This window comes from Desulfovibrio sp. Huiquan2017 (genome assembly GCF_017351175.1).
Classification (GTDB): Bacteria; Desulfobacterota; Desulfovibrionia; order Desulfovibrionales; family Desulfovibrionaceae; genus Pseudodesulfovibrio.
Genome location: NZ_JAFMPN010000004.1, coordinates 96,936 through 122,343, shown reverse-complemented (window position 1 = coordinate 122,343; position 25,408 = coordinate 96,936). Strand labels below are relative to the sequence as shown.

The window sequence follows — 25,408 nt, the reverse complement described above, 5'->3', positions numbered from 1 at the left end:
CCGCTCCGGGGGCCCGGCATTTGGCCTTTTGAGTGCGGTGCTAGGCCCCCAGGCAGAGGTTTACGGCCTTGATCACGTCGGCCACGTCGTCATCGGTCAGCTTGGCGGACAGCGGCAGGCTCAGGGTCTCGCGGCCCAGGGCCACGGCGTGGGGGGTGTCCTCCAGTTTCCAGCCATAGCGATCCCGGTAATAGGGATGCTCGGGCACGGCCAGATAGTGCACGCCCGCGCCGATGTTTTCCTTGGTCAACCGGACCAGGAACTGATCGCGGTCCAGGCCGCAGGCCACGGGGTCGATCATCAGGGTGTACAGGTGCCGGGCGTGGCGGGTGCCGGGTTCTTCCGGGGCCGGGGTGCCCACGGGCAGCGTCCGGAACGCCTCCTGGTACATGTCCCAGATCTCGCAGCGCCGTTTGAAATTTTCCTCCACCCGGTTCAACTGATGGATGCCGATGGCCGCCTGGATGTCCATCATGTTGTATTTGAATCCGGCGTGGATCACCTGGTAGTGCTTGTACCCCTCATCCGAAAAACGCTTCCAGGCGTCGGCGGACATGCCGTGCAGGCCGAGCACCTTGATGTCGCTGATGTCCGCATCCTCGCGGGCGATGACCATGCCGCCCTCGCCGGTGCAGACGTTCTTGGTCACGTAGAAGGAAAAGCAGCCGAAGTCGCCGAAGGTGCCTGCGTGGCGGCCTTTGTAGGTGGTCTCGATGGCGTGGGCGCAGTCCTCCACCACCTTGAGGTTGTGCTCGTTGGCGATGGCCATGATCGGATCCATGTCGCAGGACCGGCCCGCGAAGTGCACGGGCAGGAGGGCCTTGGTGCGGGGAGTGATCTTCTCGCGGATGCGGTCCGGGTCTATGTTTTGGGTGACCGGATCCACGTCGGCCAGCACGGGCGTGCCCCCGGCGTGGATGATGGCGTTGACCGAAGCGCAGAAGGTCAACGGCGTGGTGATGACCTCGTCGCCGGGCTCAAGGCCCAGGGCCACCAGCGAGAGGTGCAGGGCGGCGGTGCAGGAGTTGCAGGCCGCGGCGTGGGCGGCCCCCACGTAGGCGGAGAACTCGCGCTCGAACCGGGCCACTTTGGGGCCCGTGCCGAGCCAGCCTGATTTCATGGAATCGACCACTTCGTCGATTTCCTCTTGGCCGATGAGGGGGGCGCCGAAAACCAGAAAATTATCCTTGGAACGAACGGGCATGTCCGTATCTCCTTGTATGGGTTAGGTGAGCGCAGGTGTAGCAGATAAAGACCGGGTGGTAAACGTTGACCGTGGGGACTCCGGCCGCTATGGGACCTCTATGATGCCACCCTGTTCAATGGAACGGCCCCAGATGGACGCGGCCGGCCGGACGGTTGCGAGGGCCTTGTGAACTACGCGCTTCTTTTCCTGTCCATCCTGCCGTCGGTCGTCCTGATGTGGATGTTCCTGACCAGCGACAAGTACCCCGAACCGCCGGGCGCGCTCACCGTCGCCTTCCTGCTCGGGATGCTCGTTCCGGTGGTCTTTTACGTCCTCTCCCCGCTCTTCGACTTCGCCCAAGCCCTGTTCCCGGCGGACAACCCCTATCTGTCGGGCGCCTTGGACGCCTTCCTGCTCGCGGCCGTGCCCGAGGAGTGCCTGAAATTCGCCGTGCTCTACGGTCTGTGCAGGCGCTTCCCCGCCTTTGACGAACCCATGGACGGCATTGTCTACGGCGTGACCGTGGCCGTCGGGTTCGCCACCTTTGAGAACCTGGCCTATGTCATGGCCGCCGACAACTCCATGCTCGCCGTGGCCAGGGGAGTGCTGGCCGTGCCGAGCCATGCCATGGACGGGGCCATCATGGGCTATTTCGTCGGCCGGGCCGCCTTTGCGGACGGCGGCGGACGAGGCTTGTTGGCCAAGGCCCTGCTCATTCCGATACTCCTGCACGGCCTCTATGACACGCCCGTGCTGGTCCACGCCCACGTCGAGGCCGTGGGCGTTCGGCTGGCTGCCCCGGCGTCGGCCGCGCTGAATTGGTTGTTCCTCACGGTGGTTCTGTGGCAGATAGGCTATGTGGCCAAGATAACGGGCAAGATGCGCAGGGAACAGGAACCGGGCCCCCTTCCGCGACCGGAGGCCTCGCCCGACGCGGTTTCCGCCGTGGTCGCGGAGGTGGCGCAGGATGTGATCCAATCCGACGTGGTCTGCGTCATCCGCAACACCCGCACAGGCATGGACATGCTTCTCGTGGTTCTCTGCGCCCTCGGTCTGTTCCTGAGCCTGGGCGTGCCCCTCTTCGGGGAGGTCGACGTCCTCGGCGGATTGAACGCTGTGCTGCCGCTCCTTTTCCTGGGCGGCTCCATCTTGTTCGGCTTCCGGTCCATGGTCGGCCTGATCAAGAACCTGAGTCCGCTCCGACTGCGGCGGCTGCGGGAACGGGAGTGCGGTGCTTCGCCGAAGCCGGAGGCCGCGGGGACCCGGCGCGGGAAGTCCCCGGCCGGGGACGCCTGAAGCCGGAAGGGCGTTGGTCGCGCGAAACGGCGGATGACGATCCGGTGACGCCGCACCGCCTCGGGTTGCGCTTTGGAACGGCATTGGCTATATACCTCCCCCGGCCCAATCCCGGGCCGTGGGGACATATCTGATACGAGGTACCGCAAGTGATCAGACCTGATTTCGAAAAAATGAACGGCCTTGTGCCCGCCATCGCCCAGGACGCCGAGACCGGCGAAATCCTGATGATGGCCTACATGAATGAAGAATCCTGGGAAAAGACCCTCAAAACCGGCGAGGCCCATTACTGGAGCCGCAGCCGTCAGGAGATATGGCATAAGGGCGGTACCTCGGGCCATACGCAGAAGGTGAAGTCCATCCGCATTGACTGCGACGACGACACCTTGGTACTTCTGATCGAGCAGATCGGCGGCGCGGCCTGCCACAAGGGCTACCGCTCCTGTTTCTACCGCGAACTCAAGGACGGCGTGGTCAGCGAATGCTCGCCCTACGTCTTCGACCCCAAAGAGGTATATAAGAAATGAGTGAACAATTTCTCCGACTCGGCGTGCCCAAGGGCTCTCTCCAGGATGCGACCATCAAACTGTTCGAAAAGGCAGGCTGGAAGATCAAGCTGCACGAGCGCAACTATTTCCCGGATATCGACGACAACCGCATCAAGTGCTCCCTGGCCCGCGCCCAGGAAATGTCCATGTACGTCGAGAACGGCACTTTCGACGTGGGCCTGACCGGCATGGACTGGATCCGCGAGAACAAGTCCGACGTGGTCGTGGTTGACGACCTGATCTATTCCAAGGTCTCCAACCGCAAGGCCCGCTGGGTGCTCTGCGTGCGCGGCGACTCCCCGTACAAGCGGCCCGAGGACCTGGAAGGCAAGAAGATCTCCACCGAGCTCATGGGCTTCACCAAGGAGTACTTCGAGTCCATGGGCATCCACGTGGATGTGTCCTTTTCCTGGGGAACCACCGAGGCCAAGGTGGTCGAGGGACTGTGCGACGGCATCGTCGAGATCACCGAGACCGGCACGACGATCAAGGCCAACGGCCTGCGGATCATCGCCGAACTGATGCAGACCAACACCCAGATCATCGCCAACAAGGACGCCTGGGCCGACCCCGAAAAGCGCCAGCTCATCGAGGAGATCAACCTGCTCCTCCAGGGCGCGTTGCGCGCCGGCAAGATGGTCGGACTCAAGATGAACCTGCCCAAGGATAAGCTCAAGGATCTCAACGGCACCTTGCCGTCCCTCAATTCTCCCACCGTGGCCGAGCTTCAGGACCCCAACTGGTTGTCCGTGGAAGTCATGGTCGAGGAGAAGATCGTCCGCGAACTGATCCCCCGGCTTGTCGGGTTCGGCGCCGAGGGCATCATCGAGTATCCGTTGAACAAGGTCATCTAGTCGGCCGCCCTGTTTCCGAAAAGATGGGCCGGAGGGAGCGACGCTCCCTCCGGCCCTTTTTTGCGGTTTGGCGCATGGCGGGGACTTGCCTGGCCGGGTTGCCCTGCCGCATCACGCCGATCGCGCCTCGGTCGTCTAGAACAGGTCGATGCGGCCGTCGGTTTTCCTGAACCAGGTAAGGAAACCGTCCACGCATTCGGGGCAAAGCCGCGTTCCGCGTTCCTCGGTGATGATCTCGGCGGCCACTGGCCGGGGCAGGGAGTCGCGGTAGGGGCGTTCGGAGATCATGGCGCAGTAGGTGTCGGCCACGGCGATGAGCCGGGCGAGGCGCGGGATCGCCTCTCCGGCCAAGCCGTCGGGATAACCCGAGCCGTCCCACCGTTCGTGGTGGGACAGGCAGACCTCGGCCACGTCGGCCAGTTGGGGTATGGGAGCGAGCAGGGCCGCGCCCACCCGGGTGTGGTCCTGGACGTGTTTGAATTCTCCGGGAGTGAGCCGGGTGGTTTTGAGCAGGATCGAGTCCCGGGTGCCGACCAGGCCGATGTTGTGCAGCCTGCCGGTCAAGAGCAGTCGCGCGAGGATGTTCTTGGGCCGGTCCAGGGCCTTGGCTATGCCATGGGCGACGCGGGCGACTTTTTCGGAGTGAAAGGCGGTGGTCTGGCCGCGGGCTTCGGCGGTGCGGGCTATCTCGATCAGGCTTGCGAGAACATCGGGAGAGCAGTTTTCGGGTGGCATGGTGAACTCCAGGCTGAAACGGTTGTTTGCCGGGCAAGTATGTAACCGTCGGGCGGAACGGGGCAATTATATTTCGCGGCTTGCCTCGCCCGGCCCCTCGCAGTAGGATTCAGGCGTGGAAAGCCCCGTTCTCGAATACGTCTCGGCCATGCTCGATTCAGAGCGCATGGCCCATCAGATTGCCCACCATCGCATCGTCGAGGGTGCGGACGCCCGTTTCGGCGAACCGCGCCGTCCGTGGCCCGCCGTCCTGCGAAGCGCGCTGTCGCTGCTCGGCATCGACCGGCTGTACGCCCACCAGGCCGAGGCCGTGGACTATATCCGCGCGGGGCGGCATGTGGTCGTGGCCACGCCCACGGCCAGCGGCAAGACCCTGACCTACAATCTGCCGGTCATGGAACAGATCCTGGCCGATCCCGAGTCCAAGGCGCTGTACCTGTTTCCGCTCAAGGCTCTGGCCCAGGACCAATTGAAGGGGTTCAACGAACTGGCCGCGCTTTTGCCCCTGGAAGGGCATGAGGACCGCAGGCCCACGGCGGCCATCTACGACGGCGACACCTCGCCGCACTTTCGCAAGAAGATCCGCAACGCGCCGCCCAACGTGATTCTGTCCAACCCGGAGATGGTCCATCTGTCCATGCTCCCGCACCATGCGGGCTGGGCCGAGTTCCTGTCCGGGCTGACGCATATCGTGGTGGACGAGGTGCATACCTACCGCGGCGTCATGGGCGGGCACATGGCCATGGTCTTCCGTCGGCTCATGCGGCTGTGCCGCTACTACGGGGCCAATCCTACCTTCGTCTTCTGTTCGGCGACCATCGGCAACCCGGCCGAGCTGTGCCGGATGCTGACCGGGCTCGACGTCCACCCCATTCTGGAGTCCGGCGCCGCCCATGGCGGACGGCACATGATTTTCATCAATCCGGACGCGAGCCCGTCCATGGCGGCCATCACCCTGCTCAGGGCGGCGCTGGCGCGCGGCTTGCGGACCATCGTCTATTGCCAGTCGCGCAAGATGACCGAACTCATTTCCCTCTGGGCGGCCGAGAAAAGCGGGGAGTTCAAAAGCCGGATATCCGCCTACCGGGCCGGGTTCCTGCCCGAGGAGCGGCGCGAGATCGAGGCGCGCATGGCCGACGGCGAACTGCTCGCGGTCATCTCCACCTCGGCCTTGGAGCTGGGCATCGACATCGGCGGACTGGACGTCTGCATCATGGTCGGCTACCCGGGTTCGATCATGGCCACGTTGCAGCGGGGCGGCCGCGTGGGGCGCAGCCGACGGGACTCGGCCGTGGCGCTCATCGCCCAGGAGGACGCCCTGGACCAGTATTTCATGCGCAACCCGGACGATTTCTTCGCCCGCCCGCCCGAGTCGGCCATGCTCAACCCGTTCAATCCGGTGACCATGGACCGCCACCTGATCTGCGCAGCCGCCGAACTTACCCTGCGCCGGGGCGAGTCGTTTCTGGCCGAGGAGCCGGTGGCCCGTCGGGTGGAGCAACTGGTGGAGGCCGGACAGCTTTTTGAGGTGGAACCCGATTTGCCGGGCCACCCTGTGGAGATCGTCACTCCGCGCAAGCGACCGCACCGGGACGTGGACCTGCGCGGCGCGGGCCGCCAGATGCACATCGAGGACAATTCCCTGTCCGGAGACAAGGCGCCCGTCATCGGGACCATAGACCAGTACCGGGCGTTCCGCGAAACCCATCCGGGCGCCGTCTACCTGCACCGGGGCCGGACCTTCGTGATCCGGGACCTGGATCTGGCCACCAACGCGGTGCATGCCGAGGCCCGGCGGGTGGGCTATTATACCCGGCCGCGCGGCTCCAAGGATACGGAGATCCTGGAGGTCCTTGGACAGAAGGCGAGCTTCGGCACGCGCGTCTATTTCGGGCGGGTCAAAGTTACGGATATGATCACCGGCTACGAGAAGCGCTCTGTCCGCGGCGGCAAGCTGCTCGGCATCAACCCGCTGGACCTGCCGCCCCAGGTCTTCGAGACCGAGGCCATCTGGTTTGAGATCGGCCACGACATCCGGCGGCGGTGCGAGGAGGAATTTCTGCATTTCATGGGCGGTATCCATGCCTTCGAGCACGCGGCCATCGGCATGCTTCCACTCCTGGTCATGGCCGACCGCAACGACCTGGGCGGCATCTCCACGCCCATGCACCCCCAGGTGGACGGTCCGGCGGTGTTCATCTACGACGGCATGCCCGGCGGCGCGGGGCTGACCCGCCAGGCCTTCGAGCGTGCCGACGAACTCATCGAGACCACGTTGCGGACCATCCGGGATTGCCCGTGCGAACTGGGCTGTCCGTCCTGCGTGCATTCGCCCAAGTGCGGCTCGGGCAACCGGCCCATCGACAAGCGGGCCGCCCTGTTCGTGCTGGAGGCCATCCGCTCGGGCGACCCCCAATCCATAATCCCCAAGGATATCGACGTGAACACACTTCCCGGCATCGACACCAAGCGGCCCGCGCCCAAGCGATACGGCGTTCTGGACATCGAAACCCGTTTTTCCGCCGACGAGGTGGGCGGCTGGAACCGCGCCGACCGCATGGGCGTGTCCATCGCCTGCCTGTGGGACTCGGGCGAGGAGGCCATGTTCGACTACGAGCAGGACGACATGGACGAGTTGGTGGCTCGCCTCAAGGAGTTCGACCTGGTCATCGGCTTTAATCACATCAAGTTCGACTACGCCGTGCTCGGCGGGCTGCACCCGTTCCCCTTCCGCTCTTTGCCCAACCTCGATCTTTTGGTGGAAGTCAACAACCGGCTGGGCTACCGGGTCAAGCTCGACAACATCGCTTCGGCCACGCTGGGCGCGGGCAAGTCCGCCGACGGGCTCATGGCCCTCAAGTGGTGGAAGGAAGGACGCCTGGACCTGATCACCGAGTATTGCCGCCAGGACGTGGCCGTAACCCGGGACGTGTACCTGTTCGGCCGCGAACACGGTCACGTCTTCTTCACCAACAAGGCCGGGCAAAAGGTCCGGCTGCCCATCGACTGGTAGGCCCCGCTCCTCCCGTCGCCGATTCCCCGCCCCCTTTTTTTGACATCCCGCGCGGTTCCGTATTAGGGCGGATATGGCGGTCCTGTATACGAGCAACAAGGGGGGAGTGTATGATCAAGGAGACGGTCCGGTTTCTGTTTTTCGCAGTCCTGCTTCTGGCCGGAGTCCAGTATTCGGCATTGCCCGAGGTGGCGCATGCTCTCAAGGTCGCGGCCCGGTCCGGAGACCCGGCGGCTCAGGTCGCCTTGGCGCGCATGTATTTCGAGGGCGACTTCGGCAAGCACGACCCGGACATGGCCGCCCGCTGGCTGCAACGGGCCGTTGACCAGGGCGACGCGGACGCCATGAACATCCTCGGGCGTTTCCATCTGGCGGGCGTCGGGGTGGAGCGCGACCCGGCCAAGGGGCTTGCCCTGCTTCGGGCCGCCGCCGACAAGGGCCAGACCCAGGCCCAGGCCTACATGGCCTACGCCTACGGCCAGGGGGCCGGGGTCAAGCGCAACGCCGCGGAATTTCTGCGCTGGACCCGCAAGGCCGCCGAGTCCGGCGATGCCCGGAGCCAGTTCAACCTGGCCGTTCTCCTGCTGACCGGCAGCCTGGTCCCCCAGAACATTCCCGAGAGCTACCTCTGGCTCGAACGCGCTGCGGACCAGGGGTTCACCGAGGCCCAGGTGAATCTGGGCGAACTGCTCCTCCGGGGCGTGGGCCAACCGCCGGACGTGGTCGAAGCCTGCAAGTGGTTCGCCATTGCCGGGACCAAGGGCCATCCCCAGGCCGAGAAGCGCCTTCATCAAATCGTCGAATACATGACCAAAGAGGAAATGGACGAGGCCGCGCATCGCGCGAATGTCTGGCTTGAAATCAAGAGTGGCGCGCGGTAGCGGCCATTTGTCGGGGCGCCCCAAGGAGGGGCGGCGCGGCATGGCCCGAACGGCGCGGGAGACTCGGTCCCTTCCGGGACGCGCACGGATGCGGCGGCCCGAGGCCGTCTAGTTCATGGCGTAGCGTTCGATCTGGCTCTTGTACGCCAGGATGCCGTCCACGATGCCGTTGGCCAGGTGGTCGAGGTACTTGTCCGAACGCAGCCTGGCGGCCTCGGTCTTGTTCGTGATGTAGCCGATCTCCACCAGGACCGAGGGCATCTTCGCGCCCATGAGCACGTAGAAGGGTGCCTCGCGGGTGCCCTTGTTCTTCAGGGGGTAGGCCTTGCGCACCCGCTTGATGGTGTTGGTCTGCACGTCACTGGCCAAGTCGCGGGACTCCTTGATCTTGGAGTTGACCATCAGGTCGGTCAGGATGAACTGAAGGTCCGAGATGGCGCGCGGGTCCACGGCGTTCTCGCGGGCCGCGATGCGCACGGCCGCGTCGGTCTTGGCCAGGTTCAGGCTGTAGGTCTCCAGCCCGTGTACCTTGCTGCTGTGGTTGGCGTTGCAGTGGATGGACAGGAACAGGTCCGCCTTCTGGGCGTTGGCCATGGCCGTGCGTTTCTCCAGCGGAATGAATACGTCCGTGTCCCGGGTGTAAATGATCTGGAACCCCTTGCGCTTGAGCTTGCCGCCCAGGAGCTTGGCGAATCGGAGGTTGATGTCCTTTTCGCGCAGCCCGTTGGCCATGGCCCCCGGGTCCTTGCCGCCGTGTCCGGCGTCGATCATGATCGTCCGCACGGTCAGCCCGAGCTGTTCGAGTAGGCTTCCGGCCATCTGCTTGCTGCCCTTGGGCGGGCGGTAGTCGGAATTGGCCGGAGTCTTGTGCGCGGGGGCGGCCTTGGCCACGGCCGGAGCGGGCGACTTGCCGTCGGGCGAGTACACGTCGATGACGATGCGGTAGGGGTTTTGCAGGGGAAATATCTTGTAGTCCTGCATGTTCAGGAAATCGAGGACCACGCGGGTGGTGTCCTTGGAGTACTGGCCGGTACGGATGGAGCGCAGGATGCCGTCAGACACGGTGGTCGCGGCGGTCACATCGTGGCCCAACCGGGAGTCCTGGAGATCTATGTACAGCCGGTGCGGGCGGTTCACGGCCGGATTGGGGCCGAGCATCTGGTAACGGTATTTGACTTGGGCGTCGAGTTCCAGGACCACGCGGGTGTATTCATCGCTGGAAGTGAACCGGACCACGTCGAGATGGGCCAGCCCGGAAGGATCCTTGTGCGCCGAGGACGTGGGTTGTTGCCTGACCGGAGTCTTGTCGGCCTGCTTAGCCGAGCCTGCCCTGCCCGAGACCTTGTCGATCGCCCACTGGTACTTGCCCAGTTGCTTCAGGGCGACCTCGGCCTTGTCGCGCATGTCCGAGCGCGGATAGTCCACGATGATGGAGGCCAGATCCAGCCGGGCGGCGGTGGTTTCCTTGAGCCGCTTGGCGTAGACATCGGCCCGCCGGAAGAGACAATCGTCGGCCCAGCCGTGGCGGGGATATCGGCTCAGGACCCGGCCGTAGTAGTCCACGGCCCGGCGGAAGTCGGATTTGAGCCCGCTGCGCGCGCCCAGTTCCTCGTAGACCCGCCCTATGTAATACAGGGCCTTGGGCGCGTAAGGGCCGTTGGGCGCGGCTTTGAGGCAGTTGGAAAAGGTCTTCTCCACCTTCTGCCAGTTGGAACGGTATTTGGCCTTGCGTGCGTTCTTGACCAGGGCGTGAAATTCGGAGTGTCCCACGGTGAAGTAGGATTTGGCGGAAACGGCGCGTGCGGGGGAAGCCCACAGAACAAGAGCCACCAGGGTGCAAAGCACCAGGGCAGTCAGCGGGCGTATGTTCGCGGCGTGAAACGGCTTCATGACATATGGGACCGTGGCTCGGGTCTGGCCCGCCCGGCATCGCCTTCCCGCAGGCGCATGTCCGGCAGGTTCATTAAGCCCGTATTTTTCAGAATATTCTAAAAAAAGTCCAGAGAAAAAGGGGAAAGGTCTTCGGATAGGACTCGTTTGGGTCTCGGAAGCGGCCTAGGGCAGGCCCGTGGACAGCCAGCGCGCCCAATCCTCGCGCCCGTTCAGCCGGGCCAGCCCGGCTGCGGACCTCCAGTCGTAGTCCACTTCGACGAACCGGGCGTCCCAGCCCTCGTCGGTGCGGGAGAGCACGGCGTAGGCCGCCCGGGGCGAGCCGCAGGCCATGACGTGGGGCGGATCGTCGTCTTCGTAGGCGGGCAATCCCACACTGCCCGGATTGACCAGGGTGACGCCGTTGACACGGGCCAGCCCGGCGTGGTGGCTGTGTCCGGCCAGAACCAGAGAGCATCCTTCGGCCCAGGGCTGGAGGTCGGCCAGGATCGCGTCCGGGTCCCGCGGGGCGGGCAGGCCCGTGGACACGTCCTCCAGCAGGTAGGCCGCGTCGTTGCCGGGGGTGCCGTGGCAGAGCAGGATATCCGGCTCGAGGCGCAGGGTTTTGGGCAGGGTGCGGAGCCAGTCGAGGGCCGCTGGCCCCAGGGCTTCGCGCACGGCGGCCGAGGCGGGCGAGGGGGCATCCTCCAGAAGGATGCGGTCCTGGTTGCCGAGCACGGCGGGCATGGGCGTTTTTTCGAGTTCGGCCCAGGTCCCGGCCGGGTCCAGCGGGCCATAGAACGTGTCGCCGAGATTGACGAATCGGATCAGACCGTGTGCCCGGGCGTGAGCCAGGACGGCCTTCAGCGCGGCCGCATTGCCGTGGATGTCGGCCAGGACGGCCAGGGGCGTCGTATCGATCATGCCCGGATTGTGGCGGAAAAAACGCCCGGAAACAAGAGGACAGGATATGCTTTACTCTGCGGTCTCCTCAATATAAGAGGCCTGACCATGAGCAAAACGCTGGTCGTCGGCATCTCGGACATGAAGCTGTCCACCAATCCCGGAGACGTCATCGTCACGTATTCTCTGGGCTCTTGTCTCGGGGTCACGGTCTATGATCCCAAAGCGCGTATAGGCGGCATGGTCCACTGTCTTCTGCCCTCGGCCGTCGCGGCCCGGGAAAAGGCGCGCGCCAATCCGTTCATGTTCGTCAACACCGGAGTGGCCATGACCGTGCGCCGGCTGGTGGATCTCGGAGCGGACAAGAGCCGGCTGGTCTTCAAGGCGGCGGGTGGGGCAAACATGCGCAAGGACCGCATCTTCGACACGGGGGTCCGCAATTTCAAAGCGCTCATGAAGCTTCTGGATCACAATAATCGTCGGCTGGAGGCCAAGGACGTGGGCGGAACCATCCCGCGCACACTCTTCCTGTACCTGGATACCGGTCGTGTGGTAGTACGGTCATTGGGAAAGGAGAGCGACCTATGAGCCGACGAGACGAAATCCTGGCGGCCTGCGAAAAAGTCGTGGCCATGCCGACCTGCGTTCACAAGGCAGCGTCCTTGTTGGATGGCGCAGAAATGGATTTCGCCCGCCTGGCCCGGATCATCGAATACGACCCCGGCCTGACCGCCAACCTGCTCAAGGTGGTCAACGCCTCGAGCCTGACGGACGGGCCGATGCTGACCGTGCGGAGTGCCCTCAATGCCCTTCAGTCGTCCGAGGTCCTGCGTTTCTTCATCTCCACGGGCGTGGCCCCGTACTATGTCCATGTCATCGCGGGCTACGATCAGGCCCCGAGCCAATTTTTGCAACATTCCACCACTGTGGCCATAGCCTCGCGGGAGTTGGCCCGGATCCTCATGGTGGACGTGCCCGGGTACGTCTACACCGCCGGGCTGCTGTCCGGCATCGGGAAACTCCTGCTCGGCGCCTACGTGCAGGTGGACCTGCGCGAGATCCTGCGCCTGGTCTTTGACGAGGGCATGGCCTTCGACGGGGCCGAGGAAGCGGTCCTCGGCATCACCCACGCCGAGCTGGGTTCCATCGTGCTCGAACGCTGGGGGCTGCCCGAGCCTCTGACCCGGGTGGTCCGCCATCACCTGCGGCCGGACGGATACGACGGCCGGGACGCGGTCCTGGACCTGGTCCATGTGGGCAACGTCCTGGCCAAAATGATCGGCCTGGGCCTCGGTGCGGACGGCCTCAACTACGAGGTCTCGTCCCGGGTGGTCGAGCAGTTGGGCATCACGTCCCAGATCCTGGACACGGTCGCGGCCAACGTGGTGGTCGAGCTGCGGTCCCTGTGGGATCTCTTTCTCGAGTGCGCCGACGATTTCTGCAATCTGTAGCGCTGTTCCCTTTTAGCGGGCGCGGTAGGCCTTCTTGATGAACACCGGGGTGACCGGGACGTCTTCCATGCGGTTCGCCCTGGCGGTCTTGACCTGGCTGATCTTTTCGACCACGTCCATGCCCCGGATTACCTTGCCGAAAGCGCAATATCCGGCGCTGACGCTCTGCGTGTAGGAACCCGCGCCGATTTGCGAGGCGGACTGGCTGAAGTTCAGGGACGGGTTGTCCGTGACGTTGAAGAAGAATTCACAGGTGGCGGAATCCGGCGAGTCGGCCCGGGCCATGGCCACGGTGCCCTTGACGTTCTGCAGGCCGGAGGCCGATTCGTTGACGATGGGCGGGAAGAGCGGGCGCTTGTACTGGACCGGGAAGGTGTAGCCGCCGCCCTGGACCACGTTCATGCCCTGGCTGTCCTTGGCCCGGACAACCCGATGGAAGACCGTCTCGTTGTAGAAACCGGCATCCACGTATTTCAGGAAGTTCTCCACGGTCTTGGGCGCGTCCTCGGGATAGAGCATGATCATGATCCGGCCCATGGAGGTCTCCATGATCACTACCGGGTTGGGCCCGGCCTGGGCAGGCCGGGCGGACAGGGCCAGGATCAGGGAACAGGTCAGGAAAAGCGGTGCGAACCAGAAGCGTATGCGTGTCATGACAATCATCCTTTTTCGTTTTTTTGCGTTGTCAGGGCCGTGAGAAGCAGTCGTCGCGCCCCGGCCTCGTCCATTTCCCGTCCGGTCCACAGCCGGAATTGGGCCAGCCCCTGGTGCAGGAACATTTCCAGGCCGGAAACGGTGCGGCACCCGGCGGCCCCGGCTTCGGCCAGGAAGCGGGTTTCAAGCGGATTGTATACGATGTCGTAGGCCACTGCGCCTTCGGCGAAGCGGTCCGCGTTCCACGGGGTCTCTCCGGCCAGGTCGCCGGACATGCCGAGCGGCGTGGCGTTGCAGACCAGTTCCCACGGAAAATCCGTACGCGTGTCCCAGTCCAAGCACTCCACGCCGAAGTCGGCGGCCAGGGCTTCGGCCTTGGCCCGGGTGCGGTTGGCCACGGCCACGCGGGGGATACCGAGTTCCAGGAATCCGGCCACGGCTGCCCGCGCCGCGCCGCCCGCGCCGAGGACCACGGCCGAGCGCGGCAGGGGATCCACCCCGCGCAGGGGGGCGATCACGCCGATGACGTCGGTGTTCTCGCCGCACAGCCGGTCGCCGTCCCAATATACGGTATTGACCGCGCCGATGGCTCGGGCCCGGTCCGAGATCGTGTCCAGGTGGGCCATGACCGCCCGCTTGTGCGGGATGGTCACGGACAGGCCGTGGATGGGCTCGGTGCGCACGCGCTCCATGAACGCAGGCAGGCCGTCGGGCTTGAGCGGCCAGGCCTCGTAGCGCGCGTCCAGCCCCAGTCCCCCGAATCCCCAATTGTGCAGGGCCGGGGACAGGGTGTGCCCGAGGGGCCAGCCGATGATGCCGTAGGCGCGGGGCACGGTCCTAAAGTTCCTCGGCCTGGGCGAGGCCGCCCACGTTCAGGCCGGTCCACGGTTCCTCCTCGGAGCCGAGGTTGGCCTTGAGCATCTTGAAAAGCACGCCCTTGGGGCCGATTTCCACGAATTTGCGCACGCCGACGGCCCACAGGGCCTGCATGGTCTGGACCCACAGGACCGAGGAGGTCATCTGGCGCCGCATCACATCCATGACGGCCGCAGGTTCGGGCTCGGGCAGGGCCGTGGCGTTGTGGAAGACCGGAAAGGCCGGAGCCTTCCAGGAAAGGGTTTCGAGGAAGGCGGAAAACTCGTCGGCGGCCTCCCGCATGAGCGGGGAGTGGAACGCCCCGGACACGGCCAGGCGGATGGCCCGTCCCTTGGCCTCCTTGACCAGCGTCTCGGCCGCGTCCAGCGCCTCGGCCTCGCCGGAGACGACGAATTGGGCCGGGGTGTTGTAATTGGCGATACGCAGTTCCTTGCCGGACTGTTGCACGGCCTGGGCCACAATGGCCTCGACCTGGTCCTGGGGGAGCTTGACCACGGCGGCCATGCCGTGGCCTTCGCCGCCGCAGTCGGCCATGAGCCGCCCGCGCAGAGTCACGGCCCGGATGCAGTCCTCCACGTCAAGGATTCCGGCCGCGCCCAGGGCGGCGAATTCGCCCAGGGAATGCCCGGCCGCGGCTGCGGGGGAGAGCTTGTCCTTCACGGCCAGCCACAGGGTCAGGTTGACCACGGTCAGGGCGGGTTGCAGGGCGCGGGTGTCGGCCATGTCTGCCGGGTCGCCGTCCCAGTATATTTCACGCAGGGCCAGGCCGGACTCGCGTTCGGCGAGTTTCCAGAGGTCCAGGGCGGCGGGACTGGCTTCGGCAGCGTCGCGGCCCATGCCCTGTTCCTGGGACCCCTGTCCGGGGAAGAGAATGCCGGTCTTGGTCATGGATATCTCCTTGGGAATGCGCGGGACGGTCTCCGGCCCGCGCGGTGGTGTCGATTTTCGGTGGCTCCGGGATACCGTGCGGCGGAAGTCCGCGTCAAGCGTGCGCAACGTCCGCCGTTTCGGCGGCCCGGGCCCCCCGGGGAGCCCTCCGTTGCCCGGCGGGCGGCGCCCGCTCTCAATGGGACGCACAACGCATTTAAATTGTTTCCAAAATAAGGCAAACAGCGGTTTCAATTGGTGCCCGTCCGTCAACTGTCCGATTTTTCAGATTATATCTAGACTTCGTCGCAACCCTTGCCACGCGGGCTTTTTCGGGAAAGTGGACGAACAGACTTGATTTAACTGGATATCCCTTGTATGAATGCGGGTAACGGTCAAAAACTCTCATCGCGCGACCGTGGATTCCATGCGCTTGAAACGCTTGGGGTTCAGTTCCGACGGAGGAAAAAGACGAATGGCTATTGTGGATTCCGAGTGTATTTTCTGCAAGATCGTGGCCGGGGAAATCCCCTGCGCCAAAATCTTTGAATCGGACACGGTCCTGGCCTTCCTGGATATCGCGCCCGTGCATCCGGGCCATGCCCTGGTGCTGCCCAAAGACCATCATCCCACGCTCATGGACATTCCGACCGCGCTCGGCAACGACCTCTTCCAGGCCCTGTCCGCCGTGGGCGGCGCGATCATGGAAGCCACGGGCGCGGATGGGCTCAACCTCATGCAGAACAACTTCGAGGCGGCCGGGCAACTGGTTCACCACGCGCATTTTCATCTCATTCCGAGGTTTGCCGACGACGGCCTGAAACTGTGGGGCCAGTCGTCCTACGAGACCCCGGACGAAATGCAGAAACTCGCGGCCACCATCGCGGGATTGCTGAAGTAAGTTATTGATAACCTTTTTTGGAGGCAATCGATGAGCACTCTCACCAAAGCCGGAATCGTGGATTACATCTACGAACGCACCGACAAGAATCGCGCCGAGATCAAGGACCTGGTGGAGACCATCCTGGAGATCATGAAGCGGTCCATCAAAAAAGACCATGCCCTGTTGATCTCCGGTTTCGGCAAGTTCGAGGCTTACGACAAGCGCGCCCGCAAGGGCCGCAACCCCCAGACGACCCAGACCATTACCCTGCCTCCGCGCAAGGTGGTCGTCTTCCGGCTGTCCCGCAAGTTCCGCGCCGAACTGAATCCCTAGGCCGGGGGCGTAAAAAAAGGCCGAGCGATGCCCGGCCCTGAAGTTCGGTCCGCGACCGGACTACGGTTTTTTCAGCACGAACCCTTTGGGGTAGTCCGCCTTCAGTTTTTCCAAGGCGGCTCCGGCCGTTGCTTCGTCCGGGAATGAACCCGCCTGCACGCGGAACAGCCCCTCGTCGGTTTTGACCAGCACAGAGCCCTTGTATCCGTCCGCAATGAGACGTTCGAGGGCTCTGTTTGCATTCTCCACGTCCGAGAATGCCCCCACTTGCACATAATACGGTCCGCCCGGGGCCAGGGTCGAAGCGGCGGTCGCGCCGGACGCTTCGCCCACATCGCCGATGCCGACCACTTCGTCCTCGGGATTGGCCGGAGGAAGGGGTTTGGCGGTCTGCGCCGCGGCGGCAGGGGCCGTCGCAACGGCAGGGACCGGAGTGGCGGCAGGGGCCGGGGTGGCCTGCGCGGCCTGTTCGGCCCGTTCGGCCGCTTCCGTGGCCGGGGGCGCGCCTTGGGCCGCGGCGGCCTCGGCCTCACGCTTGAGCTGATCCGCGTCGGGCAACGGTTCCTCGGCCAGTTCGGTTTCGCCCACAGCGGGGGCCTGCTTCCCGGCCTGCTTGGCGGCGTCCACCTCGTAGACTTCCTCCACCGGGCCGTCCAGAGGCTTCTCCTCTGCCACCACATGGGTTTCCTCGATGATGGGCCGCTCGGCGGGAGCGGTCTGGGTTTGCGCGGGCTGTTTGACCGGCGGCGCGGATTCGATGTGCTTGCGGAAGCAGCCGCTCAGGATGAGGGCGACGGTCAGCACCGCCAGGGCCAGTATGGTTTTCTTCATGGGTAGTCCCCCCTGTTGGTTCTCTGTGCCTTGTATGTCTAGAGGATGTCTAAAGTATACGTCAAGAGGTGCCTTGGCAAGCCGGGCCGGGTGTTTTCCGGCGCGCGATCGGGACGGGCCCGGCCAACCCCGTCAAGGTGTTTTTTTATGCCGATCGGTTGTTTTTTCCCGTCATTCGTTCTCGAAACCGCGTTTTGCCGAAAACCGGGTGTAGGTTGTTCGGGAAGTCCGGGGATCGGCCCCGGACGCCATCCCGGTTCAGGGGCGGGGACTGCGGTTCCCGCCCCGTTTCGCGCCCGGGACCGCAACGCGGGATGGACGCGGGCCGTTCCCTTGGGCTACCGTGCCGCATGCGCATCGGACGATATGAAATACGCGGCCTGCTCGGCCGGGGCGGCATGGGCGCGGTGTACAAGGCGGCCATGCCCGTGACCGGCCGCATCGTGGCCCTCAAGGTCCTCAGGCCCGCCGAGATCATGGAGGAGCTGGTGGGGGAGGACGCCCTGCGGGCGATGTTCCTCAAGGAGGCCTCGGCCATGGCCTCCATCAGCCATCCCAACGTGGCCGCCATCCTCGATGTGGACGCCGGAAGCGACGGCCCGGACGGCAGGCCCGCGCCTCCACATTTCACCATGGAATATTTCTGCGGCAACCTCGGCGCGCTTATGGGCGAGTCCTACGAAGTGGAGCGCCCGTCCCGGAGGCTCGGGGTGGAGACCTCGCTGGCCGTGGCGCGGGGTATGCTGCGCGGCCTGGACCGGCTGCATTACGAGGGCATCATCCATCGCGACGTCAAGCCGTTCAATGTCATGCTGGCCGAGGACCTGGGCGGTCCGGGCACGGTCAAGCTCATCGACTTCGGCCTGTCCAAGCTGCGCGGCGAACCGACCGTGCGGCACAAGGGCATGGTCGTGGGCTCCCCGTACTACGCCGCGCCCGAGCAGGAGGCCGATCCGGAGGCCGCCGACGAACGCTCGGACCGCTATTCCGTGGGCGTGACCCTGTACCGCATGCTTACCGGACGGTTACCCGAGGGCCCGGCGGACGGGAAGGGCATGCGGCCCGTCCGCGAAGTGCACGCCGACCTGGACCGGAGCTGGGACGAATTCTTTGCCATGGCCCTGGCCCGGGACCCGGCGGACCGTTTCCCGGACGGCCCGGCCATGCTGGACGCCCTGGATGATCTGGAGGCCCGTTGGCGAGCCCGGCGCGAGGCGGCCTGTGCGGCCCCGGACCTTCTGGCCGAGCCCGAAATTTCAGAAACGTGCCCGCGCCCTCGGTCCGTGCCGCTCAAGGCCGGACTCAAGGAAGGGCGCGCCGCCTTCGGCCTGGACGAGCTGTGGCGGCCCGCGTGCTACGCCCACGGCGAGTTTGTCGACCGGGGCGACGGCACGGTGGCCGAGCGGACCACGGGGTTGGTCTGGGAGCGCTACGGTTCCCGCTATCCGCTGACCTGGGGACGCGCCAACGCCCATGTGACCCGCCTGAACAAAAACGCCTTTGCCGGCCGCACCGACTGGCGGCTGCCCACCGTGGCCGAGTTGGCCACGCTCTTCACCGGCCGCACCGAGCCCGGCGAGTTCTGCCAGGAGCCCGCCTTCGATCCGCTCAAGGCCCGCCTTTGGTCCGCCGACCGCAAGGCCTTCACCGCCGCTTGGTACGTGGACGCCGAACTCGGCTTCGTCTGGTGGCAGGACCTGACCTGTCGCTTCTTTGCCCGCGCTGTGGCCGGGTAAGGGGGATGCCTCCGGCGGCCAGGGGGGAAACTTTTTTAAAAGTTTCCCCCCTGGCCCCCCTTTCCAAACTTTTTGTGTGCCTGCGGCAGGGGCGGGCGAGAGCGAGAGTCTCACTCTCTTTCCCGGAGCCATTTCAGGCAGCGCAGCCCCCCATTCCCTTGGAGCGTCTTCGAGTGCGCCGCTACCGCAAGCCGCCTCCCGGCGCGCAACCTGCGCCACTCACCGCCTCCAAACCGTTCACCGGGTTGTTTGTGACCGTTCACCTAAAAATGGAAGCGATCGGCATTCGCTTTCACTAGAGGATGAAGTGTCGGCGGCGGTCTTCCGCCACGACTCGGCATTTCAATGGGTTGCGGTCCACGCCGGATGGGCGAGGCGAAGAAACGAACAGATCAGGAGCATCTCGATGACCGAAGAAGAAAAGAAAATCGAAAGCATGCAAAAGGAAGGACAGATATTTCAGCCGGACGCGGCCATGCAGGGGCAGGCATGGATCGCGGACATGGCGGCCTACGAGGCGGCCCACAAGCGGGCCCTCGATGATCCGGACGGGTATTGGGGCGAACGGGCCAAGGAACTGCTCGACTGGTTTTCCGATTTCGACTCCGTCCTGGAAGCGGATTACGACAAGCCGGAGTTCAAGTGGTTCTCGGGCGGCCGGACCAACGTGGCCTACAACTGCCTGGACCGCCACCTGACCGACGGCCGCCGGAACAAGGCCGCGCTCATCTGGCAGGGCGAGCCCGAGGAGGATGTGCGGGTCTACACCTATCAGATGCTCCACACCGAGGTCTGCCGGTTCGCCAACGTGCTCAAGAAAAAAGGTGTCAAGCGCGGCGACCGGGTTTCGCTGTACATGCCCATGATCCCGGAACTGGCCATCGCCATGCTGGCCTGCACCCGGCTGGGCGCGCCGCACTCCATCGTCTTCGCGGGTTTCTCGTCCATCGCCCTGCAATCGCGCATCCACGACGCCGAGGCCAAGGTCCTGGTCACGGCGGACGCGGTCCTGCGCGCGGGCAAGACCATCCCGCTCAAGCCCAACGCGGACGAGGCCCTCAAGGATTGCCCGTCGGTCGAGCAGTGCATCGTGGTCAAGCGCGGCGGCAACGAGGTCAATATGGTCGAGGGTCGCGACTCCTGGTGGCACGACGAGATCACGGCCGAGGACATCACCTCGGATTGCGGCTATGAGGAGATGGAGTCCGAGGATCCGTTGTTCATCCTCTACACCTCCGGGTCCACGGGCAAGCCCAAGGGGGTGTTGCATACCACCGGCGGCTACCTGGCCTACGCGGCCCATTCGACCCAGATCGTCTTCGACGTCAAGGACGACGACGTGTATTGGTGCACGGCCGACGTGGGCTGGATCACCGGCCACTCCTACATCGTGTACGGCCCCCTGGCGCTCGGCGCCACCTCGGTCATGTTCGAGGGTGTGCCGAGCTACCCCCGGCCCGACCGTTTCTGGCAGATCGTGGACAAGTTCAAGGTCAGCATCTTTTATACCGCACCCACGGTCATCCGCGCCCTCATGCGCGAGGGCGAACAGTGGACCAAGACCTACGACACCTCCTCCCTGCGTCTGCTCGGCTCGGTGGGCGAGCCCATCAACCCCGAGGCGTGGCTGTGGTACCATGACCACGTGGGCAACGGGAAACTGCCCATCGTGGATACCTGGTGGCAGACCGAGACCGGCGGTATCATGATTTCGGCCCTGCCTTACGCCACTCCGCTCAAGCCCGGCTCCGCGAGCCTGCCGTTACCCGGAATCTCGGCCCAGATCGTGCGCCGCGACGGCTCCCGCGCCGAGCCCAACGAGGGCGGGCACCTGATCGTGGACAAGCCGTGGCCCGGCATGCTGCGCAATGTCTGGGGCAACCCGGAACGCTACAAGTCCACCTATTTCGCAGGGTTCCCCGGGGCCTATGAAGCGGGCGACGGCGCGCGCGTGGATGAGGACGGTTATTTCTGGATCATGGGACGCCTGGACGACGTCATCAACGTGTCCGGCCACCGCATGGGCACCGCCGAGATCGAGTCCGCCCTGGTGGCTCATCCCGACGTGTCCGAGGCCGCCGTGGTCGGCATGCCCCACGACATCAAGGGCGAGACCATCTACGCCTATGTGACGCTGCGATCCGGGCTCGAACCCTCGGACGATATGGTCAAGGAACTGAAGGTCTGGGTGCGCAAGGAGATCGGCCCCATCGCCACTCCCGAGTTCATTCAGTTCGCGGACGGGCTGCCCAAGACCCGTTCGGGCAAGATCATGCGCCGCGTGCTGCGCAAGATCGTCGAACACTCCACGGACTTCGGCGACACCTCCACCTTGGCCGATCCGGGCGTGGTCACCGATCTGGTGGAAGGCAACAAGGAGTTGATCGGCTAGCGTCGGCTCCCGGGAGCGGCGCATCCACACCGTTTTCGACAACTTCGCACGGCGACGAACAGAAGGCCCCCGCTCGGTGCGGGGGCCTTCTACGTCGGGGCGGGGCGGTCTATGAGGGGCGAACTATGGAGCGGCAATGAGCAAGACCGCCAAGCTCTTTCCGGCTGGCACCTGTCTTTTGGCGTCCGGGCAACCCGTCCGGACCGAAGCTGACTTTTCACTGCGACGGCGACGGCGACGGCAAGGTTTGCACCACCGCCCGGGCAAAGTACAGGAACCTTCACCGCGAGCGCTACGAAGCCGGCCGTGTGGAACGTCCCTAACCGCATGGGGAACGCGGCCTATTCGTCGGCCCCTTCCCGCAAGGCCCTGATCCTGTCGGCCACGTGTCGGCTAAGATGGTAGGCTCCGGCCTTTTCCAGCCGGGCCGACAGTTGCACCTGCACTCGCTCCGCCTCTTTCAGCGTCGCCCGGCTGGCCTGCGGGGTCTCCAGGCGGGAGCGCCGGATGAGCCGCCTTATGTCGGCGAAGAGTTGTTTCTCCAGAGAGTCGCCGGACTCCAGCGAAAGGCTCGGTCCGCTTCTGGCCGGTTTGGCCACGCCTTCCTTCTTTTCCTTTTCCCACTGACGCATTTTGGCCTCGGCCAGGATGTCGAACGCGTGCATGGCTATTCGCCCTCCATCGCCCAGGCCACCAGGGCGTTGATGCTTGCGATCCGGCAGCGCATGGCCGCGGCGAACGACCTGCGGATGTCGGCTTCGTCCGCGAATTCCGAGAGGATGGCCACGGTCCCCCGGACCGATTCCTCCAGGATGCGCCGGACCATGAAGCGGAATGTCCGGGTTTGTTCGAGCCGGGGGAACTGCTCGGCCGCCTGGGCCAGAGTCTGGGCTTCCATGTCCCGGAGATAGTCCGGGGCGAAGTCCGCGTATTCCGTGTCCTGCCCCCAGCCCAGCAGGATGACGGCCTTGAGCCGGTTCCGGGCCAGGAAACCAAGCAGGTCGCCGGATGGACCGGACATGGCGTCCTGCCCCGGCTCAAGACCCGAGGGCCGGGCGAATTCGGCGATACGCTCCCGGGTCAAGCGCGACAGCTCGGCCACGAATTCGTCCGTGACGATCGAGCGGAACAGCGCCTGCTTGCTGGGGAAATACTTGTACACCGTGCCTGCGGCCACGCCCGCGTCCCGGGCGATGGCCTCTATGGTTGCGCTTTCGAACCCTTGTTCGGCGAACCGCGACTCTGCGGCGGCCGCAATGCTGCGGCGGACGTTCTCCTTGAGGACCTGCGCCATGACCCTTGCTTCCTTTTGCTTAAAAATGAATGGTGTGTTCGCTTTTGATAAATGAACGATATATTCACTTTTAAACGCCGTCAAGGGCGGACATGGAAAGGGCGCCTGTTTTTCGGCGGCGGGCGGCGCTGTCCGAGGCTGTGGAGAGGAAGAGATATACTTGAAGCAAGGACCTTAGGGGGGCGCGGGGTGTTGGGGAAAGAAGGCGATAACCGTTGTCGATCCGCATTCCCCTCGGCCATCGCGCATCCGAGGTTTTATGAAACCGGCAGGGGGAGCCTTCTGAACAGTCAACGATGATTTTTGAGGCAAGTACCTGGAAAAAAGGTAAAGCGACGAGTGCCTGGCCCCTCGGCAATGGCCCGGCCGTGGCCTGGAGGTTTCGGTCGCTGCCCCCGGAATCCAGGCCGCAGGCGACCATCCTCTTCCCGGACCGGCCTTCCGCCCTTTCCCGAAGGAGTCGGCGGACGCGTCCCCTTACCCAGTCCGGGCTTGACCTCGGGCCGAAATGGGGGCAAGTCACCCCACATGAACGAGCTGTTATGGATACTGTTTGCATTGATGGACCTGTGCATGGTTCTGGTGGTGTACCGGCTGTTTGGCAAGGTGGGGCTGTTCGGCCTGATGGTCTTCAACCTGTTGCTGTGCAACATCCAGGTGTTGAAGACCGTGGAACTGTTCGGGCTGACCACGACGCTGGGCAACGTCTTGTATGCCAGCGTGTTTCTGTCCACGGATCTTCTGAGTGAATTCTACGGCAAGAAGGAGGCGCGCAAGGGCGTGCTCCTGGGGTTCGTGACCCTGGTGATGATGGTCGGCTACATGCAGATCGCGCTCTATTTCCAGCCCGCCGCGTCCGACTTCGCCCAGCCGCACCTGGAGGCCCTGTTCGGGTTCCTGCCTCGCGTGGCTCTGGCCTCCATGGCCGCGTACCTGGTTTCCCAACTGCACGACGTCTGGGCCTTCCACGCCATCCGCGAGCGCACGGGCGAAAAGCACCTGTGGCTGCGCAACAACGCCTCGACCATGATCAGCCAACTGCTTGACTCGGCGATCTTTTGCATCGTCGCCTTCTGGGGCGTGTTTCCGGCGGACGTGTTCATGGAAATCCTGCTGTCCACCTACATCATCAAGGTGGTGGTGGCCGCCCTGGATACCCCGTTCATCTATCTGGCCAAGCACCTGTTCAACAAGCAGCACCAGGTTCAGTCCGCTTAAGGACAACCGATCACAAACGAAAGGCCGCCGGAGCGATTCCGGCGGCCTTTTTTCGCGTCTTCCGCGCGATGTTTTCCTGCGCGTTTTCCCGCGCAAAAGGGGCATTGTCCGGGCGGTGGGGTCAGCCCTCCAGGGCGTCCAGGTCCGCGCCCGTAATGGCGTCGAGGTTGGCCTTGATCCGGTCCAGCGGCCAGTCCCACCAGCGGATGGCGAGCAGCCGGTCCACGGTCTTCCGGTCGAACCGCGAGCGGACCTCCCGGGCGGGGTTTCCCGCGACCACGGTGTAGGGGGGCACGTCCCGCGTGACCACGGAGCGCGCGCCGATGATCGCGCCGTCGCCCACGGTCACGCCGGGCATGACCACGGCCTCCATGCCGAGCCACACATCGTTGCCGATGACCGTGTCGCCCTTGCGTCCGGGCATGTTGAACAGGGCCTTGACGGCATCGAAGCCGGTCTCCGGGGTCATGGTGAAGTTCCAAAAGGGGTAGGTGGAGAACCCGTTCATGGCGTGGTTGGCCGAACTGGTCACGAAGATCGCGCCGTGGGCCATCTGGACGAATTTGCCGATGATCAGTTTCTCCGGGCTGAGAGGGAAGAGATACGGGGCGATGGCGGCCGCGTAGTCCTCCACCGGATTGAAGTTGGAGTAGTAGCTGAAGTCGCCGATTTCCATGCGCGGATGGTCGATGACCTGGTTCAGGTTGACCACGGTCTTCACGACTGTGCCGTCCGGCAGGATCATGGGGTGTCGGGTGGTGGGATCAAGCATGTTCGGACTCCTTGGATCGGGGTCGGGCCCCGAGGTGATCGCGCACGAGGCCCACGAACCTGCGCGGGTCTTCGACGGGAAGCATGTGGTTGGCCCGGGCCACGGATTTGATGCGGGCCGGGGGCACGGCGCGGGCTACGCCCACGGACACGGCCTGGAATAACAGCCGGGAATCCTCGCCCCAGGCCACGGTAAGCGGGATGTCGATCGCGGAGAGCGCCTTCACGCCCAGGTTCGGGGTCTCCTGCTGATGCAGTTGGCGATGCAGGGTGTGGCCGTTTTCGAGCTGTTGGCCGCGCGTCGTTTCGGGCTGGGCCGCGAAGTAGCCCACCCTGTTGGCGGACTTGTCCACGAGGGCCTCCACGGCCTGTCTGGTCTGTCCGGCCGCATCCAGATCAAACACCTGGCCGAACATGGCCCCGGCGTCGCGGCCGAAGACGTGCATCTCCTCCTCGTTCAGGCAGCCAGGATAACCCGGCTCGTAGACCAGCAGGCTGGCGATCCTGCCGGGGTGGCGGACCACGGCGTTGAGGGCCGCATCCGCGCCATAGGACCAGGCGACCATGTGCACCGGGCCGTGGACGGCCAGCCGGACCGCCTCGGCCGCGAGATCGTCCGCGTGGGTATTCAGGCCGAATTCGCCCCGGTCCGCCGCGCCGTTCACGCCGAAATGGCGCAGGGGCACGGCCGTGGCCGCGAATTCGCTCTTGAGCTGTTCGATGTGCTCGCGCCACATGCGCTCGTCGGCCAGAGCGCCGTGCACGAACAGGATGGTCCCCTGTCGGGGGCCGGAGGATGTGTTCACCGTCGTCATGT

General features: G+C 64.7%; 24 protein-coding genes. 12 read left to right on the top strand and 12 right to left on the bottom strand.

The window, feature by feature from the left end; translation table 11 throughout:
• Positions 1-40: 40 nt before the first annotated feature.
• On the bottom strand, positions 41-1,204 hold the full coding sequence (locus tag J0909_RS04315) for a DegT/DnrJ/EryC1/StrS family aminotransferase (RefSeq protein WP_207260820.1): 1,164 nt from the start codon (positions 1,202-1,204) through the stop codon (positions 41-43).
• Between the two features lie 168 nt (positions 1,205-1,372).
• Here J0909_RS04315 and J0909_RS04310 point away from each other — a divergent pair, with 168 nt between their 5' ends.
• The 3 genes from J0909_RS04310 (at position 1,373) to hisG (ending at position 3,884) form a co-directional block, all read left to right on the top strand.
• Complete coding sequence (locus tag J0909_RS04310; RefSeq protein ID WP_207260819.1) at positions 1,373-2,482, top strand: PrsW family intramembrane metalloprotease; 1,110 nt, start codon at positions 1,373-1,375, stop codon at positions 2,480-2,482.
• A gap of 149 nt (positions 2,483-2,631) precedes the next feature.
• The gene (gene hisI, locus J0909_RS04305; protein ID WP_353616734.1) at positions 2,632-3,009 is read left to right on the top strand and encodes a phosphoribosyl-AMP cyclohydrolase; all 378 of its coding nucleotides are present in this window, start codon (positions 2,632-2,634) and stop codon (positions 3,007-3,009) included.
• A complete protein-coding gene (hisG, locus tag J0909_RS04300; protein ID WP_207260818.1) occupies positions 3,006-3,884 on the top strand; it encodes an ATP phosphoribosyltransferase in 879 nt (292 codons plus the stop codon). Before hisI ends, hisG begins: the two co-directional genes overlap by 4 nt.
• Before the next feature lie 135 nt (positions 3,885-4,019).
• Here the strand turns inward: hisG and J0909_RS04295 are convergent, their stop codons facing one another.
• Positions 4,020-4,619 (bottom strand): HD-GYP domain-containing protein, encoded by a 600-nt coding sequence (locus tag J0909_RS04295; RefSeq protein WP_207260817.1) that lies wholly within the window; start codon positions 4,617-4,619, stop codon positions 4,020-4,022.
• Positions 4,620-4,767: 148 nt separating this feature from the next.
• Between J0909_RS04295 and J0909_RS04290 the strand changes: the two genes are divergently transcribed.
• Both J0909_RS04290 and J0909_RS04285 read left to right on the top strand, forming a co-directional pair.
• Positions 4,768-7,632, top strand: coding sequence for a DEAD/DEAH box helicase (locus tag J0909_RS04290; RefSeq protein ID WP_502757427.1), 2,865 nt, complete (start codon positions 4,768-4,770; stop codon positions 7,630-7,632).
• Positions 7,633-7,742: 110 nt separating this feature from the next.
• Positions 7,743-8,513 carry a tetratricopeptide repeat protein gene (locus tag J0909_RS04285; protein WP_207260815.1) on the top strand — a complete coding sequence of 257 codons (771 nt, stop codon included), beginning with the start codon at positions 7,743-7,745 and terminating at the stop codon, positions 8,511-8,513.
• Between the two features lie 108 nt (positions 8,514-8,621).
• Here J0909_RS04285 and J0909_RS04280 read toward each other — a convergent pair whose 3' ends face one another.
• The gene (locus tag J0909_RS04280) at positions 8,622-10,403 is read right to left on the bottom strand and encodes an N-acetylmuramoyl-L-alanine amidase (RefSeq protein WP_207260813.1); all 1,782 of its coding nucleotides are present in this window, start codon (positions 10,401-10,403) and stop codon (positions 8,622-8,624) included.
• Between the two features lie 165 nt (positions 10,404-10,568).
• Positions 10,569-11,306 carry a metallophosphoesterase family protein gene (locus tag J0909_RS04275; RefSeq protein ID WP_207260812.1) on the bottom strand — a complete coding sequence of 246 codons (738 nt, stop codon included), beginning with the start codon at positions 11,304-11,306 and terminating at the stop codon, positions 10,569-10,571.
• An 87-nt stretch (positions 11,307-11,393) separates the two neighbouring features.
• On the opposite strand from J0909_RS04275, the gene J0909_RS04270 reads away from it, so the two are divergent.
• Both J0909_RS04270 and J0909_RS04265 read left to right on the top strand, forming a co-directional pair.
• Entirely contained in the window at positions 11,394-11,873 is a 480-nt protein-coding gene (locus J0909_RS04270) for a chemotaxis protein CheD (RefSeq protein ID WP_207260811.1), read from the top strand.
• The gene (locus J0909_RS04265) at positions 11,870-12,736 is read left to right on the top strand and encodes an HDOD domain-containing protein (protein ID WP_207260810.1); all 867 of its coding nucleotides are present in this window, start codon (positions 11,870-11,872) and stop codon (positions 12,734-12,736) included. The genes J0909_RS04270 and J0909_RS04265 overlap by 4 nt, the downstream gene beginning before the upstream one ends.
• A gap of 12 nt (positions 12,737-12,748) precedes the next feature.
• Here J0909_RS04265 and J0909_RS04260 read toward each other — a convergent pair whose 3' ends face one another.
• Genes J0909_RS04260 through J0909_RS04250 form a run of 3 tightly spaced genes read right to left on the bottom strand, consistent with a single transcriptional unit; the run spans position 12,749 to position 15,154 of the window.
• Positions 12,749-13,390 (bottom strand): peptidylprolyl isomerase, encoded by a 642-nt coding sequence (locus J0909_RS04260; protein ID WP_207260809.1) that lies wholly within the window; start codon positions 13,388-13,390, stop codon positions 12,749-12,751.
• Positions 13,391-13,395: 5 nt separating this feature from the next.
• Positions 13,396-14,223 carry a shikimate dehydrogenase gene (gene aroE, locus J0909_RS04255; protein ID WP_207260808.1) on the bottom strand — a complete coding sequence of 276 codons (828 nt, stop codon included), beginning with the start codon at positions 14,221-14,223 and terminating at the stop codon, positions 13,396-13,398.
• Between the two features lie 4 nt (positions 14,224-14,227).
• Positions 14,228-15,154 carry an ACP S-malonyltransferase gene (locus J0909_RS04250; protein WP_207260807.1) on the bottom strand — a complete coding sequence of 309 codons (927 nt, stop codon included), beginning with the start codon at positions 15,152-15,154 and terminating at the stop codon, positions 14,228-14,230.
• Between the two features lie 454 nt (positions 15,155-15,608).
• On the opposite strand from J0909_RS04250, the gene J0909_RS04245 reads away from it, so the two are divergent.
• Together J0909_RS04245 and J0909_RS04240 are read left to right on the top strand one after the other, a co-directional pair.
• Positions 15,609-16,034 (top strand): HIT family protein, encoded by a 426-nt coding sequence (locus J0909_RS04245; RefSeq protein WP_207260805.1) that lies wholly within the window; start codon positions 15,609-15,611, stop codon positions 16,032-16,034.
• Positions 16,035-16,064: 30 nt separating this feature from the next.
• On the top strand, positions 16,065-16,349 hold the full coding sequence (locus tag J0909_RS04240; protein WP_207260803.1) for an integration host factor subunit alpha: 285 nt from the start codon (positions 16,065-16,067) through the stop codon (positions 16,347-16,349).
• A gap of 60 nt (positions 16,350-16,409) precedes the next feature.
• Here J0909_RS04240 and J0909_RS04235 read toward each other — a convergent pair whose 3' ends face one another.
• Positions 16,410-17,180, bottom strand: coding sequence for an SPOR domain-containing protein (locus tag J0909_RS04235; RefSeq protein WP_207260801.1), 771 nt, complete (start codon positions 17,178-17,180; stop codon positions 16,410-16,412).
• A 350-nt stretch (positions 17,181-17,530) separates the two neighbouring features.
• Here J0909_RS04235 and J0909_RS04230 point away from each other — a divergent pair, with 350 nt between their 5' ends.
• Together J0909_RS04230 and acs are read left to right on the top strand one after the other, a co-directional pair.
• On the top strand, positions 17,531-18,916 hold the full coding sequence (locus J0909_RS04230; RefSeq protein ID WP_207260799.1) for a protein kinase domain-containing protein: 1,386 nt from the start codon (positions 17,531-17,533) through the stop codon (positions 18,914-18,916).
• A gap of 406 nt (positions 18,917-19,322) precedes the next feature.
• On the top strand, positions 19,323-21,308 hold the full coding sequence (gene acs, locus J0909_RS04225; protein WP_207260797.1) for an acetate--CoA ligase: 1,986 nt from the start codon (positions 19,323-19,325) through the stop codon (positions 21,306-21,308).
• Between the two features lie 341 nt (positions 21,309-21,649).
• Here acs and J0909_RS04220 read toward each other — a convergent pair whose 3' ends face one another.
• A complete protein-coding gene (locus J0909_RS04220) occupies positions 21,650-21,973 on the bottom strand; it encodes a hypothetical protein (RefSeq protein WP_207260795.1) in 324 nt (107 codons plus the stop codon).
• Between the two features lie 2 nt (positions 21,974-21,975).
• Positions 21,976-22,602 (bottom strand): TetR/AcrR family transcriptional regulator, encoded by a 627-nt coding sequence (locus tag J0909_RS04215; RefSeq protein WP_207260794.1) that lies wholly within the window; start codon positions 22,600-22,602, stop codon positions 21,976-21,978.
• A 528-nt stretch (positions 22,603-23,130) separates the two neighbouring features.
• Here J0909_RS04215 and J0909_RS04210 point away from each other — a divergent pair.
• The gene (locus J0909_RS04210) at positions 23,131-23,820 is read left to right on the top strand and encodes a queuosine precursor transporter (protein WP_207260793.1); all 690 of its coding nucleotides are present in this window, start codon (positions 23,131-23,133) and stop codon (positions 23,818-23,820) included.
• Positions 23,821-23,941: 121 nt separating this feature from the next.
• Here J0909_RS04210 and J0909_RS04205 read toward each other — a convergent pair whose 3' ends face one another.
• Positions 23,942-24,592 carry a CatB-related O-acetyltransferase gene (locus J0909_RS04205; protein WP_207260792.1) on the bottom strand — a complete coding sequence of 217 codons (651 nt, stop codon included), beginning with the start codon at positions 24,590-24,592 and terminating at the stop codon, positions 23,942-23,944.
• A complete protein-coding gene (locus J0909_RS04200; RefSeq protein ID WP_207260791.1) occupies positions 24,585-25,406 on the bottom strand; it encodes an alpha/beta fold hydrolase in 822 nt (273 codons plus the stop codon). The genes J0909_RS04205 and J0909_RS04200 overlap by 8 nt, the downstream gene beginning before the upstream one ends.
• Between the last annotated feature and the right edge of the window lie 2 nt (positions 25,407-25,408).